16 protein-coding genes and 1 pseudogene are annotated in these 13716 nt (G+C 54.9%); 9 read left to right on the top strand and 8 right to left on the bottom strand.

The window, feature by feature from the left end; genetic code table 11:
- Position 1 precedes the first annotated feature (1 nt).
- Both phnU and phnV read left to right on the top strand, forming a co-directional pair.
- Positions 2–871 carry a 2-aminoethylphosphonate ABC transporter permease subunit gene (phnU, locus tag ABVN44_RS04615; RefSeq protein WP_001658871.1) on the top strand — a complete coding sequence of 290 codons (870 nt, stop codon included), beginning with the start codon at positions 2–4 and terminating at the stop codon, positions 869–871.
- Positions 865–1662: a 2-aminoethylphosphonate ABC transport system, membrane component PhnV gene (gene phnV, locus ABVN44_RS04610; protein WP_023231323.1), complete on the top strand. Its 798-nt coding sequence runs from the start codon at positions 865–867 to the stop codon at positions 1660–1662. The genes phnU and phnV overlap by 7 nt, the downstream gene beginning before the upstream one ends.
- Positions 1663–1704: 42 nt before the next feature.
- On the opposite strand, the gene thiI is transcribed toward phnV, so the two are convergent.
- Positions 1705–3153: a tRNA uracil 4-sulfurtransferase ThiI gene (gene thiI, locus ABVN44_RS04605; RefSeq protein ID WP_000668649.1), complete on the bottom strand. Its 1449-nt coding sequence runs from the start codon at positions 3151–3153 to the stop codon at positions 1705–1707.
- A gap of 209 nt (positions 3154–3362) precedes the next feature.
- On the opposite strand from thiI, the gene xseB reads away from it, so the two are divergent.
- From xseB to ABVN44_RS04580, 5 genes and pseudogenes are all read left to right on the top strand, one after another.
- Positions 3363–3605, top strand: coding sequence for an exodeoxyribonuclease VII small subunit (gene xseB / locus ABVN44_RS04600; protein WP_001124944.1), 243 nt, complete (start codon positions 3363–3365; stop codon positions 3603–3605).
- Positions 3606–4505, top strand: a complete 900-nt coding sequence (ispA, locus tag ABVN44_RS04595; protein ID WP_000348074.1) for a (2E,6E)-farnesyl diphosphate synthase — start codon at positions 3606–3608, stop codon at positions 4503–4505.
- Positions 4506–4528: 23 nt separating this feature from the next.
- Entirely contained in the window at positions 4529–6391 is a 1863-nt protein-coding gene (gene dxs, locus ABVN44_RS04590) for a 1-deoxy-D-xylulose-5-phosphate synthase (protein WP_000006777.1), read from the top strand.
- A 56-nt stretch (positions 6392–6447) separates the two neighbouring features.
- Positions 6448–7422, top strand: a complete 975-nt coding sequence (locus ABVN44_RS04585; RefSeq protein ID WP_001199869.1) for an aldo/keto reductase — start codon at positions 6448–6450, stop codon at positions 7420–7422.
- Positions 7423–7429: 7 nt separating this feature from the next.
- Positions 7430–7521: pseudogene (locus ABVN44_RS04580) on the top strand (hypothetical protein); the annotation flags it as partial.
- 4 nt (positions 7522–7525) lie between these two features.
- On the opposite strand, the gene pgpA reads toward ABVN44_RS04580, so the two are convergent.
- The 6 genes from pgpA to nrdR form a co-directional block, all read right to left on the bottom strand.
- On the bottom strand, positions 7526–8041 hold the full coding sequence (gene pgpA, locus ABVN44_RS04575; RefSeq protein WP_000154063.1) for a phosphatidylglycerophosphatase A: 516 nt from the start codon (positions 8039–8041) through the stop codon (positions 7526–7528).
- Positions 8019–8999, bottom strand: a complete 981-nt coding sequence (gene thiL, locus ABVN44_RS04570) for a thiamine-phosphate kinase (RefSeq protein WP_000752133.1) — start codon at positions 8997–8999, stop codon at positions 8019–8021. The genes pgpA and thiL overlap by 23 nt, the downstream gene beginning before the upstream one ends.
- 81 nt (positions 9000–9080) lie before the next feature.
- Positions 9081–9500, bottom strand: coding sequence for a transcription antitermination factor NusB (gene nusB / locus ABVN44_RS04565; protein WP_000801129.1), 420 nt, complete (start codon positions 9498–9500; stop codon positions 9081–9083).
- Positions 9501–9520: 20 nt separating this feature from the next.
- The gene (gene ribE, locus ABVN44_RS04560) at positions 9521–9991 is read right to left on the bottom strand and encodes a 6,7-dimethyl-8-ribityllumazine synthase (RefSeq protein ID WP_001021372.1); all 471 of its coding nucleotides are present in this window, start codon (positions 9989–9991) and stop codon (positions 9521–9523) included.
- Positions 9992–10079: 88 nt separating this feature from the next.
- Entirely contained in the window at positions 10080–11183 is a 1104-nt protein-coding gene (gene ribD / locus ABVN44_RS04555) for a bifunctional diaminohydroxyphosphoribosylaminopyrimidine deaminase/5-amino-6-(5-phosphoribosylamino)uracil reductase RibD (RefSeq protein ID WP_129339474.1), read from the bottom strand.
- Between the two features lie 3 nt (positions 11184–11186).
- The gene (nrdR, locus tag ABVN44_RS04550; RefSeq protein WP_000543533.1) at positions 11187–11636 is read right to left on the bottom strand and encodes a transcriptional regulator NrdR; all 450 of its coding nucleotides are present in this window, start codon (positions 11634–11636) and stop codon (positions 11187–11189) included.
- 151 nt (positions 11637–11787) lie between these two features.
- Here nrdR and ABVN44_RS04545 point away from each other — a divergent pair, with 151 nt between their 5' ends.
- Positions 11788–12327, top strand: coding sequence for a DUF3251 domain-containing protein (locus tag ABVN44_RS04545; RefSeq protein ID WP_000198486.1), 540 nt, complete (start codon positions 11788–11790; stop codon positions 12325–12327).
- A 299-nt stretch (positions 12328–12626) separates the two neighbouring features.
- A complete protein-coding gene (locus ABVN44_RS04540) occupies positions 12627–13490 on the top strand; it encodes a nucleoside-specific channel-forming protein Tsx (protein ID WP_000752021.1) in 864 nt (287 codons plus the stop codon).
- 83 nt (positions 13491–13573) lie between these two features.
- Here the strand turns inward: ABVN44_RS04540 and ABVN44_RS04535 are convergent, their stop codons facing one another.
- A complete protein-coding gene (locus ABVN44_RS04535) occupies positions 13574–13681 on the bottom strand; it encodes a type I toxin-antitoxin system toxin Ldr family protein (protein WP_000176312.1) in 108 nt (35 codons plus the stop codon).
- Positions 13682–13716 lie beyond the last annotated feature (35 nt).

Here is a 13716-nt window from a genome sequence, read left to right as displayed (position 1 = left end):
CATGTCACTCATTTTACCTCTGGAAAAACCGGCGCTTAACCTACGCCCGCTGCTGTGGCTGCTGCTCCCGTTGCTGGTGCTGGCGACGCTGTTTTTCTGGCCTCTGTCGCTCATCGTTGAACAGGCGCTACGCGGTGCCAATGGCGACATCGGGCTCGAGACCTTCCGCCAGGTGGTCGACTCGAAACGCTTTGTCGGCGCGTTGCTGAACACGTTGCAAATCGCCTTTTTCGCCACCGCCGGTTGCCTGCTGCTGGGCAGCGTGATGTCGCTGATTCTGGTGTTTATTCCTTTCCCCGGAAGCGAGTTGATTGGTCGGGTCGTCGATACTTTTATTGCGCTGCCGACCTTCCTGATTACGCTGGCGTTCACCTTTATTTATGGGTCAGCGGGTCTGCTCAACGGTACGCTGATGAGCCTGTTTGCCTTTGAGCTACCGCCGGTGGATTTTCTCTACTCGATGCAGGGGGTCATTCTGGCGGAGATCACGGTGTTCACTCCGCTGGTGATGCGGCCACTGATGGCCGCGCTGCGGCAAATTGATAAAAGCCAGCTAGAGGCAGCCAGCATTCTGGGGGCGCACCCGTTACGGGTGATTGGGCAGGTGATTTTCCCGGCGGCGCTACCGGCGCTGATGGCTGGTGGCAGCCTGTGCCTGCTGTTGACCACTAACGAGTTTGGCATCGTACTGTTTATTGGCGCGAAAGGGGTTAACACCCTGCCGATGATGGTTTACAGCAAAGCGATTCTGGAGTCCGACTATACGGTCGCCTGCATGATTGCGTTGATTAACATTGTCTTGTCGCTGGGGCTGTTCTCTCTCTATCGCCTGGCGGCATCGCGTACCGGCGTAAGGAGCCAGCCATGCTAATTTGGTCACCTAAAGGACGCGCAGCGGCGGGCGTTGTGGCTAGCGTACTGTTTATCGTGTTCTTTTTCCTGCCGCTGGCGGTGATTCTGATGTCCAGCCTTAGCCAGCAGTGGAACGGTATTCTGCCGAGTGGCTTCACGCTGAACCACTTTGTTAACGCTCTGCACGGTGCGGCATGGGATGCCCTACTTGCCAGCCTCACGATTGGCTTTTGCGCCAGCCTGTTTGCGCTGCTTTGCGGCGTTTGGGCAGCGCTGGCGCTGCGTCAATATGGGGTGAAAACGCAGAAATGGTTAAGTATGGTGTTCTATCTGCCGAGTGCGATTCCGTCAGTGTCCGTGGGCCTGGGCATTCTGGTTGCTTTCAGCCAGGGGCCATTGCAAATGAACGGCACCCTATGGATTGTGCTGACAGCGCACTTTGTGCTGATTTCCGCCTTTACCTTCAGTAACGTGTCGACCGGACTGGCGCGAATTTCCGCCGATATTGAAAACGTCGCGTCGAGTCTGGGGGCATCGCCCTGGTATCGTCTGCGTCACGTGACGTTGCCGTTATTGATGCCGTGGATGATGTCAGCGCTGGCGCTGAGTTTATCGCTCTCCATGGGGGAGTTGGGCGCGACGCTGATGATTTATCCGCCGGGCTGGACGACGCTGCCGGTGGCTATCTTTAGCCTGACCGACCGTGGAAATATCGCCGATGGCGCGGCGCTGACTATTGTGCTGGTGGCCATGACGCTGCTGCTGATGATGAAGCTGGAGCGCATTGCAAAACGGTTGGGACAGAAATAAAACGGTAGGCCGGGAGGACATAGCCGCCACCCGGCAAAGGAATTACGGGCGATACACCTTCACATTGACAAACCCCTGCTCGCGCAGATAGAGCGCCTGCAGGCGACTCATTACGCCGCGTTCGCACCATAGCAGCCAGGTTTTGCTCTGATCGAGATCGCCAAATTTAGTGCTCAGCTTGTAGAAAGGCAGCGAAACCACGTCCACACCTTCCACTTTCAGCGGCTTGTCATCCTGCTCGTCGACAGAACGGATATCCAGAATCACATCGTTGGCGCCAAAACCGCTAACGGTTTCTACTTCCACCACCTCCTGCTGGGTCTGCTGGGCGATTTCACGAATATCGACGTTGTTCGCTTCTTCTACCACCTTATCGAGAATACTGAAGTCGAAATTTTCTTCTTCGGCTTCAATTTTCGCTTTAATGGCTTTCACCGTCGGACTTTTTGAAATCACGCCACAGTATTCCGGCATCGTACGGGCAAAATCTTCCGTACCAATCTGGCGCGCCAGGTTGATAATGTGCTCTTTATCGTAAGAGATCAGCGGGCGCAGGATCAGCGTGTCAGACACGTTATCGATCAAGCGCAAATTGGTTAGCGTCTGGCTGGACACCTGGCCCAGCGCTTCGCCGGTCACCAGCGCCTGTACGCCGTAACGTTCCGCTACTTTCGACGCCGCGCGTACCATCATACGTTTGAGCACCACGCCCATCTGGCCGTCGTCAACTTTCTCCAGAATCTCGCCGACCACCGGTTCGAAGTTAATCGCCACAAAACGCACGCGATGGGAGCTGCCAAAGCGGTTCCACAGGTAATGCGCCACCTGGCGAACGCCGATTTCATGCGCCGCGCCGCCAAGGTTAAAGAAGCAGTAGTGTACGCGGCAGCCGCGACGCATCAGCATATAGCTGGAGACGCCGGAGTCAAAACCGCCGGAGATCAGCGACAGCACATCTTCCTGGGTGCCAATCGGGAAACCGCCAATACCTTCATAACGCCCTTTGATCAGCAGCAGGCGATCATCTTCCACTTCCAGATGCACCGTCACATCCGGGTTAGTGAGCTTCACGCGCGCCGATTCAATATGCTGATTTAATCCGCCGCCAACATAGCGCTCCACCTCAATGGAGCTAAACTCATGCTTACCGCGACGTTTTACGCGCACGCAGAAGGTTTTGCCTTCAAGCTGCTCGCGATACTGCGCCAACGCTTTCTCGAAAATGTCGTGCATATCGGTGAACGGCACATCTTCGACTTCAAGAATATGGTGAATCCCCGGAATGCGGGTCAGCGCGTCGCGAATCGCCAGACGCTGGTTTTCATCTTTGGCGCGAACTTCAATGTTATCCCAGTGACGGACAACCGCGAGGGTCTCATCGTAGTGCTTTAAAACGTTACGGATGTTCCCGGTTAAAATTTTTATAAAGCGCAAACGCACAGATTGGCTTTTGATAGTGATTTCCGGGAACAATTTAATGATAAACTTCATGGCGGCAATGGTTCTTTAGCAAGCTATCTAAGGCTTGTCGTGGAGAAATAGTACAGCAGCCCATACCTACGGCTGCATCCAGGCGCGGAAGTATATCACTATCACGGACATCTTGCGCATTTCCCCTTACCATTGCGCGTTATTTGCTTATCAGTGTGAGTCCGTTACCATAGACTTGTGCTGCCATTACAGAGAGTCAAACAGTCATCATGCCGAAGAAAAATGAGGCGCCCGCCAGCTTTGAAACTGCGCTGAGCGAGCTGGAACATATTGTTACCCGCCTGGAAAGCGGCGATTTGCCGCTGGAAGACGCGCTGAATGAATTCGAGCGCGGCGTACAACTGGCGCGTCAGGGGCAGGCAAAACTTCAGCAGGCGGAACAGCGCGTGCAAATTTTGCTGTCTGATAATGAAGAGGCTTCACCTGAGCCTTTTATCGCGGATAATGAGTAAATGGACTTTACGCAGCAGCTACAGGCTTGCGTAACGCAAGCGAATCAGGCGCTGAGCCGTTTTATCGCGCCACTGCCCTTTCAGAACACTCCCGTGGTCGAAGCCATGCAGTATGGCGCATTATTAGGCGGTAAACGCCTGCGGCCATTTCTGGTTTACGCCACCGGTCAAATGTTTGGCGTCAGTACGGCAACGCTGGATGCGCCAGCTGCGGCGGTCGAATGCATTCATGCCTATTCGCTGATCCATGACGACCTGCCAGCAATGGACGATGACGATTTGCGTCGCGGCCTGCCGACTTGCCATATTAAATTTGGCGAAGCCAACGCAATCCTGGCGGGAGACGCGTTGCAGACACTGGCGTTTGCCATTATCAGCGACGCGCCGATGCCGGAAGTCGCCGATCGCGATCGTATCGCGATGATCGCCGAACTGGCGAACGCCAGCGGCATCGCCGGTATGTGCGGCGGTCAGGCATTGGATCTGGCGGCAGAAGGCCAGCGGATCACTCTGGACGCGCTGGAACGCATTCATCGCCATAAGACCGGCGCGCTCATTCGCGCCGCCGTTAGACTTGGCGCGTTGAGCGCGGGCGATAAAGGACGGAATACTCTGCCGATACTTGACCGCTATGCAGAGAGTATCGGCCTTGCCTTCCAGGTTCAGGATGACATTCTGGATGTGGTGGGCGATACTGCAACGTTAGGTAAACGTCAGGGCGCAGACCAGCAGCTTGGCAAAAGTACCTACCCTGCACTTCTGGGTCTTGAGCAAGCCCGGAATAAAGCCCGGGACCTGATAGAGGACGCCCGTCAGTCGTTACATCAGCTGGCCGCGCAATCACTGGACACCTCGGCACTGGAAGCGCTAGCGAACTACATAATCCAGCGTGATAAATAAACCCCATATCCAATGAGCTTGCGATGAGTTTTGATATAGCCAAATACCCTACCCTGGCATTGGTCGACTCCACCCAGGAGTTACGACTGTTACCGAAAGAGAGTCTGCCGAAACTCTGCGACGAGCTACGCCGCTACTTACTCGACAGCGTAAGCCGTTCCAGCGGGCACTTCGCTTCCGGGCTGGGCACGGTAGAACTTACCGTGGCGCTGCATTATGTCTACAACACCCCGTTTGACCAGCTAATCTGGGATGTTGGACACCAGGCTTATCCACATAAAATCCTTACCGGTCGTCGCGACAAAATCGGCACCATTCGCCAGAAAGGCGGTCTGCATCCGTTCCCGTGGCGCGGAGAAAGCGAATACGATGTGCTGAGCGTTGGGCATTCCTCCACCTCCATCAGCGCCGGTATCGGTATTGCCGTAGCGGCGGAGAAAGAAGGCAAAGATCGCCGCACCGTCTGTGTGATTGGCGACGGCGCCATCACCGCCGGTATGGCGTTTGAAGCAATGAATCACGCAGGCGATATCCGGCCCGACATGCTGGTCATTCTGAACGACAATGAAATGTCGATTTCGGAAAACGTCGGCGCGCTCAACAACCATCTGGCGCAGCTACTTTCCGGTAAGCTTTACTCTTCTCTGCGCGAAGGCGGAAAAAAGGTCTTCTCCGGCGTACCGCCAATTAAAGAACTGCTCAAGCGTACCGAAGAACATATTAAAGGCATGGTTGTGCCGGGCACACTGTTCGAAGAGCTGGGCTTTAACTACATCGGGCCGGTCGATGGTCACGATGTCATGGGGCTTATCAGCACATTGAAGAACATGCGCGACCTGAAAGGCCCGCAGTTCCTGCATATCATGACCAAGAAAGGCCGCGGCTATGAGCCCGCGGAAAAAGATCCGATCACTTTCCATGCGGTGCCTAAATTTGATCCTTCCAGTGGATGTTTGCCGAAAAGCAGCGGCGGTCTGCCAGGCTATTCAAAAATCTTCGGTGACTGGCTGTGTGAAACCGCCGCCAAAGACAGCAAGCTGATGGCGATCACCCCGGCAATGCGCGAAGGTTCCGGCATGGTGGAATTTTCACGTAAATTCCCGGATCGCTATTTTGACGTCGCCATCGCCGAGCAGCATGCCGTCACCTTCGCCGCAGGTCTGGCGATTGGCGGCTATAAGCCCGTCGTGGCGATCTACTCTACTTTCCTGCAACGCGCCTACGATCAGGTTATCCATGACGTCGCTATCCAGAAACTGCCGGTCATGTTCGCCATCGATCGCGCCGGTATCGTTGGCGCGGATGGACAAACACACCAGGGCGCGTTCGATCTCTCCTATCTGCGCTGCATCCCGGATATGGTGATCATGACGCCAAGCGACGAAAACGAATGTCGCCAGATGTTATTTACCGGGTATCACTATAACGACGGCCCGACGGCAGTACGTTATCCACGCGGTAATGCGCAGGGCGTGGCGCTAACCCCGCTGGAAAAACTGCCTATTGGTAAAGGCCTTGTGAAGCGTCATGGCGAAAAACTGGCGATTCTGAACTTTGGTACCTTAATGCCTGAGGCGGCGAAAGTCGCCGAAGCGCTGAACGCCACGCTGGTCGACATGCGCTTTGTTAAGCCGCTGGACGACACGTTAATTCTGGAGATGGCCGCGCAGCATGACGCGCTGGTGACGCTGGAAGAAAACGCCATTATGGGCGGCGCTGGCAGCGGCGTAAACGAAGTGCTAATGGCCCATCGTAAACCTGTACCTGTGCTGAATATCGGTCTTCCGGATTTCTTTATCCCGCAAGGAACGCAGGAAGAAGCCCGCGCGGAACTGGGGCTCGACGCCGCAGGCATTGAAGCCAAAATCAAGGCCTGGCTGGCATAATCCCCTCTTTGCTCCTGCTATGCTTGAAGAGTGACGGGTATAACAGGAGCGGAGTCATGCAATACAACACGTTAGGAAATACAGATCTTCGGGTTTCCCGCCTTTGTCTGGGCTGCATGACATTCGGCGAGCCGAGTCGCGGCAATCACGCCTGGACGCTTCCCGAAGAGAGCAGCCGTCCCATCATCAAGCGCGCCCTGGAGGGCGGCATTAACTTTTTTGATACCGCCAACAGCTACTCCGACGGCAGCAGCGAAGAGATTGTCGGTCGCGCGCTGCGTGATTTCGCCCGGCGCGACGAGGTGGTGGTAGCGACGAAAGTCTTCCATCGCGTCGGCGATCTGCCGGAAGGATTGTCCCGCGCGCAAATCCTGCGCTCTATTGACGATAGCCTCACCCGTCTGGGAATGGAGTATGTCGATATCCTGCAAATCCACCGCTGGGATTACACCACGCCGATAGAAGAAACTCTGGAAGCGCTAAACGACGTGGTAAAGGCGGGTAAAGCCCGCTATATCGGCGCTTCCTCAATGCACGCCTCACAATTTGCCCAGGCGCTGGCGCTACAAAAACAACACGGCTGGGCGCCGTTTGTCACCATGCAGGATCACTATAACCTGATCTACCGCGAGGAAGAGCGTGAGATGCTACCGCTGTGCTGGCAGGAAGGCGTCGCCGTGATTCCGTGGAGTCCGCTGGCGCGCGGGCGCTTAACTCGCCCCTGGGGAGAAACCACGGCCCGGCTGGTCTCGGATGACGTGGGTAAAAATTTATACGCTGAAAGCGATAAAAATGATGCGCAAATAGCGGAACGGCTGGCTGGCGTCAGCGAGGCGCTTGGCGCAACGCGAGCGCAGGTCGCGCTGGCCTGGCTACTCAGTAAACGAGGCGTCGCCGCGCCGATTATCGGCGCTTCGCGTGAAGAGCAGTTAGATGAGTTGCTGAATGCCGTTGATTTAACGCTCAAACCGGAGCAGATTGCCGAACTCGAAACGCCGTACAAACAACATCCGGTGGTGGGATTTAAATAATCTGCCATTGCCCGATGGCGCGGCGCTTATCGGGCCTGCGAAATCGACATATTGTTCGGGGATAGGCCGGATAAGGCGTTTACGCCGCCATCCGGCAAACCCTTTAAATAATACCGAGCGGCCAGTGATGACCGATAAAATACAGTATGCCAGCGGATATCACGCCGGCGACGATATCATCGATCATAATTCCCATGCCGCCGTGCACGTTGCGATCAAACCAACGGATCGGCCAGGGTTTCCACATATCCAGAATGCGGAAAATAACGAACCCGGCAGCCACCCACTGCCAGTCCGTCGTCGGCAACGCCATTAGCGTTATCCACATACCGATAAATTCATCCCAGACAATACTGCCGTGGTCGTGTACGCCCATATCTTTCGCCGTCTGATGGCAAAGATAAACGCCAATGCAGATCCCAAACATCACAACCAGCGAATAAAGCTGCCACGGCAGAAACGTCATCAAATACCAGAAGGGGATCGCCGCCAGCGAGCCCATCGTGCCCGGCACCACGGGGCTCAGCCCGCTGCCAAAGCCGGTAGCGAGCAGATGCCACGGGTTGCGCAAATTCAAGCGGCTTTTCGCAACATCTTTATGGCGTGGCAAAATGGTCATATCCTTTCCAGTCAAAAGTGACAGGTTCTCCGTCACGCACAAAGGCGATCCCTTCGATATCCGCCGTCATTTGCCCGATACAGGTAAACGGCACGCCCAGATGACCAAGCGCGACATCCAGCGCGCCACGGTTCAGCTCCGGGACGGTAAAGCACAGTTCATAATCTTCGCCGCCGGATAACATCCAGCGAAGCTTTTGTTCGGGATCATTGGCATGTCCCCACAGTTCTTCGGAGTCAGGCAGCGCCTCCAAATCGATTCGCGCGCCGCAGTTGCTGGCTTGCAGAATGTGACCAAGATCGGAGATCAAACCGTCGGAAAGATCGATCGCCGAACTGGCGAGATCGCGTAGTGCCTGTCCTTGTAAAATACGCGGCGTCGGGCGCAGATGGCGTTTGACCAGATAGTCGGCATCCCCCCAGCTTCCCACGCGAAAATCACCCCGTAGAATCGCCAGCCCGGCAGCGCTATCGCCCAACGTGCCAGTAACATAAATCCAGTCGCCCGGTTTTGCGCCAGAACGTTTCAGCGCCCGACCGGCTGGCACAAGGCCATGAATACCGAGCGTCATCGACAGCGGGCCGCGCGTGGTATCGCCGCCAATGAGCTGCATGTCGTAGTAATCCAGTTGTTCAAACAGGCTGTCGCTGAACGCGGCAAGCCACGCCTCATCGACGTCAGGAAGCGTGAGCGCCAGCGTTAACCATGCCGGATCGGCGCCCATCGCCGCCAGATCGCTTAAATTCACCGCCAGCGCTTTATACGCCAGATCGGCAGGATCGATATCGGGTAAGAAATGGATGCCCGCCACCAGCGTATCGGTACTGATCGCCAGGGTCTGCTTTTCAGGAATATTCAGGAGCGCGCAATCGTCGCCAATACCGGTTTCAACATCAAGACGAGAGCTTCTTACACGGTCAAAATAACGGGCAATCAGGGAAAACTCGCCACATGCCATACGTTATGCCTCAGCAGAAAAAAAGAAAAGGCCGGAGACGGCGGGTATCATCCATCGCCCGCTATCTTTCCGGCCTGTGAATCACTTTTTGTTGGGACGAATCACCGGAGCTGCTTTATCCAGTACGCCGTTGACGAATTTGTGGCTGTCTTCAGCGCCAAAGGTTTTCGCCAGTTCAATCGCTTCGTTGATGGCCACTTTATAAGGCACATCGCTGCGTTTTGACAGCTCAAACAACGCAATACGCAGCACGGCTTTTTCAACCTGTCCCAGCTCTTCAAGCAGGCGGGACAGATACGGTTTCATTAAACCATCCAGGTACGCGCTGTTAGTCGCCACCCCGGATAGCAGTTCACGGAAATAGAGAACGTCGACGTCTTTTACGTCCTGTTCCGCCAGGAACTGGTATTCAACATCAGCGATGTCGTTCTGGGACAACTGCCAGGAGTAAAGCGCCTGGACGGCACACTCACGGGCGCGGCGACGAGCAGCAGGTTTCACGGAATTCCCCTTACAAAAAATCAGGCCTTAATGGCTTTCAATACATTAATCATTTCAAGCGCGGTCAGCGCAGCTTCTGCGCCTTTATTACCGGCTTTTGTACCAGCACGTTCGATGGCTTGTTCAATACTCTCGGTGGTCAGAACACCAAAGGCTACCGGCACGCCGCTGTCCTGGGCAACGCTTGCCAGGCCATTGCTGGCGCCGCCTGCCACATATTCAAAGTGCGCAGTCCCCCCGCGAATCACGGTTCCCAGCGCAACCACGGCGTCGTATTTACCGCTTTTCGCCAGCGCTTCGGTCGCCAGCGGCAGTTCATAGGCGCCAGGCACCCACACTACGGTAATATTATCATCTTTTACCTGACCAATACGCGTCAGGGCATCAACCGCGCCATCCAGCAGGCTGTCGTTGATAAACTGATTGAAACGCGCAATAGTGATGGCGACACGAGCGTCAGGGGCTGCAACGTTAGCTTTAATAATGTTCATATTCTCTCTTCCAGGGTTCATTTGGCCCCGCAGGGGGGCGGATTTTATCATAATAATTTGAGCGCTGCTCCCCTTTCGACGGGAGAACTCATGCGCTCACCATATGCAGGCAAACATCCGGGCCGACATGACGTATTTCGCTGAAGGTAAATTGCGGCGCGTCGGCGAGCTTCTCAAGCCCCGGCAATTCGCATAATCCCCGCGCCTGGGTTCCCAACAATTTAGGCGCGACATAGACAATCAGTTCATCCACCAGCCCGGCTTGCAGCAACGCGCCCGCCAGTCCCGGTCCGGCTTCAACCCATATGCTATTAATCTGCTGCCTGCCTAACTGCATCATCAGCACAACCAGATCCAAATGTCCGTTGTGCGCCGGCACGCTGATAGTACGAACCGAATCGGGCCACGCGCAGCTATCTTCCTGGGTACGCGCGATCCACGTTTCGCCAGGCTGCTGCACAATACGATGCGCAGGCGTTACCCGGTTTTGGCTGTCGATAACAATTCGCACCGGCTGGCGCAGATTTTCCTGCGGGTAAGACGCTTGCGTAGAGGCGTCTAACTCCGCCCAACGCACCGTCAAGGCCGGATCGTCAGCCAATACCGTCGCGCTACTGGTTAAGATAGCGTGGCTTTGCGCACGCAAGCGCTGAACGTCGCGCCGGGCCTGCGGCGAGGTGATCCACTGGCTTTCGCCGCTGGCCATCGCCGTCCGTCCGTCGACGGAGGCGCCCAGTTTAAGCTGAAGATAAGGGAATCCGGTACGCATCCGTTTGAGGAAGCCTTTATTGAGCGCCTCCGCTTCACTCATCATTAACCCGTGGCTGACCGCAATACCCGCCTGTTGCAGGCGATACAGTCCGCGCCCGGCGACCTGTGGGTTCGGGTCCTGCATCGCGGCGACCACGCGCGCGACGCCAGCCGCAATCAGCGCATCACAACATGGCGGCGTTCGCCCATGATGGCTACAGGGTTCAAGCGTGACATAGGCGGTTGCGCCTTTGGCTTTTGCGCCCGCCATCCGCAGCGCATGGACCTCGGCGTGCGGCTCTCCGGCGCGCTGGTGATAACCTTCGCCGACGATGTCGCCATTGTTAACAATGACACAGCCGACATTAGGGTTCGGGTGAGTGGTGAAACGTCCACGCTGCGCCAGTTTTAGCGCTCGCGCCATGTAAAACTCATCCTGCATGGCTTAGTCCTGTAGGCGAGCGATTTCTTCGCCAAAGTCTTTGATATCTTCGAAACTGCGATAGACGGAGGCAAAGCGAATATACGCGACTTTATCGAGTTTTTTCAGCTGCTCCATGACCAGGTTGCCAATCATCTTGCTGGGAACTTCACGCTCCCCAGTGGCACGTAATTGTGACTTAATATGGTTCAATGCCATTTCAACATCATCTGCGCTGACGGGTCTTTTTTCCAGCGCTCTCAACATGCCGCTACGCAGCTTATCCTCATTAAAGGGTTCGCGCACATCGTTGCTTTTTATCACGCGCGGCATGACCAGTTCAGCCACTTCAAAGGTCGTAAAGCGTTCATTACACACCAGGCACTGCCGACGGCGGCGCACGGACGAGCCCTCGCCTACAAGACGAGAGTCAATGACTTTGGTATCTACGGCGAAACAAAATGGGCAATGCATACGGCGTCCTGACCAGATGATTTAGGAAATGCTATTTTACCCTGAACTGGCGCGACAACAAAGGCGGAGCGCTTTTGAGATAAAGGATCGGTGCCTTTGTGCGTATAGCGCACTACCATTACGCTATCGAACCATGAAGGAAATGATCGACATGACAAGACGTTACCTAAGAATTCTCCTGGTGGGAAGTCTCTTGAGCCTGACCGCCTGCGCGCCGCAGAGCGAAGTTCGCCAGATGCATCAAAGCATTAGCACCCTGAATAAAGAGATGACCCAACTGAATCAGGAAACAGTAAAAATTACCCAACAAAATAAGCTGAATGCGGAGTCAACCCGCGGCGTCTATTTGTTGCCTGGCGCCAATACGCCTGCCCGGCTGGAGAGTCAGATCGGTACGCTACGTATGACATTGCTGGAGATTACGCCTGTCGCAGACGGCGCTCACGCAACGTTACGCATTCAGGGCGAGTCCCGCGATCCGCTGCCGGCATTCAGCGCTACCGTAGAGTACGGGCAAATTCAGGGCACTACGGAGAACTATCAGGAGGTGAATGCACAGAGCCTTCTGGTAAATGCCCCTGCCAGCTTGCTGGCGCCCAGTGATGTCAATATTTCGTTACCGTTGAAGGGGATCACACCGGCGCAGTTAGGCTTCATTCGCATCCATGATATTCAGCCTGTTAATCAATAAACGTTCTGGCGGAGCGTTTTGTGCGTTCCGCAACATCCCCCGCGCGACTTTTGTTGCCCTACTGACATTTCCGTCATTTATGACATGGATTGGTAATATTCATGAAAGATAGTACTGTCGCCGCGCCTAAAATGCGCAAACGTGAACGCAATCGATTACGTAAATGATAGATATGTGAAACAAGACATATTTTTGTGAGCAATGATTTTTATAATAGGCTCCGCAGAAACACGAAATATTTAGAAACGCAAATTGCGTTCTTTTCACTCCCGTAAGGGATTTCAAACAGTGGCATACATATGAAAAAAACTTTACTCGCAGTCAGCGCAGCGCTGGCGCTCACCTCATCTTTTACTGCTAACGCAGCAGAAAATGATCAGCCGCAGTATTTGTCCGACTGGTGGCACCAGAGCGTAAACGTGGTAGGCAGCTACCATACCCGTTTCTCGCCGAAATTGAACAACGACGTCTATCTGGAATATGAAGCATTTGCCAAAAAAGACTGGTTTGATTTCTACGGCTATATCGATATTCCCAAAACCTTTGATTGGGGTAACGGCAACGATAAAGGTATCTGGTCCGACGGTTCTCCGCTGTTCATGGAAATCGAACCGCGTTTCTCGATTGATAAGCTGACCGGCGCAGACCTGAGCTTCGGCCCGTTTAAAGAGTGGTATTTCGCCAACAACTACATCTACGATATGGGCGATAACAAAGCCAGCCGCCAGAGCACGTGGTATATGGGTCTGGGGACCGATATCGACACCGGCCTGCCGATGGGCCTGTCGCTGAACGTGTATGCGAAATATCAGTGGCAAAACTACGGCGCGTCCAATGAAAACGAATGGGACGGCTACCGTTTCAAAGTGAAATACTTCGTCCCCATCACCGATCTGTGGGGCGGTAAACTGAGCTATATCGGCTTTACCAACTTTGACTGGGGATCTGATTTAGGCGACGATCCGAACCGTACCAGCAATTCCATCGCTTCCAGCCATATCCTGGCGCTGAACTACGATCACTGGCACTACTCGGTCGTTGCGCGTTACTTCCATAACGGCGGACAGTGGCAGAATGGCGCAAAACTGAACTGGGGCGACGGCGATTTCAGCGCGAAATCTACCGGCTGGGGCGGCTACCTGGTCGTGGGTTACAACTTCTAAACCTGCAAAAAAGGCCAGAGGTCGCCCTCTGGCCCGTTTCGGGCGCATGCTGCCATGCGGCGACGAGTCGCGCCCACTTCACATTACTTCCGGCGATGCCACCAGCCTAAAAACAGACCTGTCGCAATCCCGACCAGCGTTGGTGCCGCCAGATCGTGCCAGATAGTAATGCTCAACTCTGTGAGCGTCATATTGCCGCCTTTGTTGCAATGGCAACGGTTCGCGG

Origin of the sequence: Salmonella sp. SJTUF15570, from assembly GCF_043357055.1 — a bacterium.
Lineage (GTDB): Bacteria > Pseudomonadota > Gammaproteobacteria > Enterobacterales > Enterobacteriaceae > Salmonella > Salmonella enterica.
The sequence above is the reverse complement of the archived record's forward strand: the minus strand, read 5'-3'. Positions and strand labels throughout refer to the sequence as shown.

Bases quoted from the DNA above. Each gene is read 5' to 3' on its own strand.
- thiL (WP_000752133.1), bottom strand. From the start codon at position 8,999: ATGGCATGTGGCGAGTTTTCCCTGATTGCCCGTTATTTTGACCGTGTA.
- ABVN44_RS04535 (WP_000176312.1), bottom strand. From the start codon at position 13,681: ATGACGCTCACAGAGTTGAGCATTACTATCTGGCACGATCTGGCGGCA.
- phnV (WP_023231323.1), top strand. From the start codon at position 865: ATGCTAATTTGGTCACCTAAAGGACGCGCAGCGGCGGGCGTTGTGGCT.
- nrdR (WP_000543533.1), bottom strand. From the start codon at position 11,636: ATGCATTGCCCATTTTGTTTCGCCGTAGATACCAAAGTCATTGACTCT.
- phnU (WP_001658871.1), top strand. From the start codon at position 2: ATGTCACTCATTTTACCTCTGGAAAAACCGGCGCTTAACCTACGCCCG.
- xseB (WP_001124944.1), top strand. From the start codon at position 3,363: ATGCCGAAGAAAAATGAGGCGCCCGCCAGCTTTGAAACTGCGCTGAGC.
- pgpA (WP_000154063.1), bottom strand. From the start codon at position 8,041: ATGACCATTTTGCCACGCCATAAAGATGTTGCGAAAAGCCGCTTGAAT.
- ABVN44_RS04540 (WP_000752021.1), top strand. From the start codon at position 12,627: ATGAAAAAAACTTTACTCGCAGTCAGCGCAGCGCTGGCGCTCACCTCA.
- ABVN44_RS04585 (WP_001199869.1), top strand. From the start codon at position 6,448: ATGCAATACAACACGTTAGGAAATACAGATCTTCGGGTTTCCCGCCTT.
- thiI (WP_000668649.1), bottom strand. From the start codon at position 3,153: ATGAAGTTTATCATTAAATTGTTCCCGGAAATCACTATCAAAAGCCAA.
- ispA (WP_000348074.1), top strand. From the start codon at position 3,606: ATGGACTTTACGCAGCAGCTACAGGCTTGCGTAACGCAAGCGAATCAG.
- ribD (WP_129339474.1), bottom strand. From the start codon at position 11,183: ATGCAGGATGAGTTTTACATGGCGCGAGCGCTAAAACTGGCGCAGCGT.
- ABVN44_RS04545 (WP_000198486.1), top strand. From the start codon at position 11,788: ATGACAAGACGTTACCTAAGAATTCTCCTGGTGGGAAGTCTCTTGAGC.
- dxs (WP_000006777.1), top strand. From the start codon at position 4,529: ATGAGTTTTGATATAGCCAAATACCCTACCCTGGCATTGGTCGACTCC.
- ribE (WP_001021372.1), bottom strand. From the start codon at position 9,991: ATGAACATTATTAAAGCTAACGTTGCAGCCCCTGACGCTCGTGTCGCC.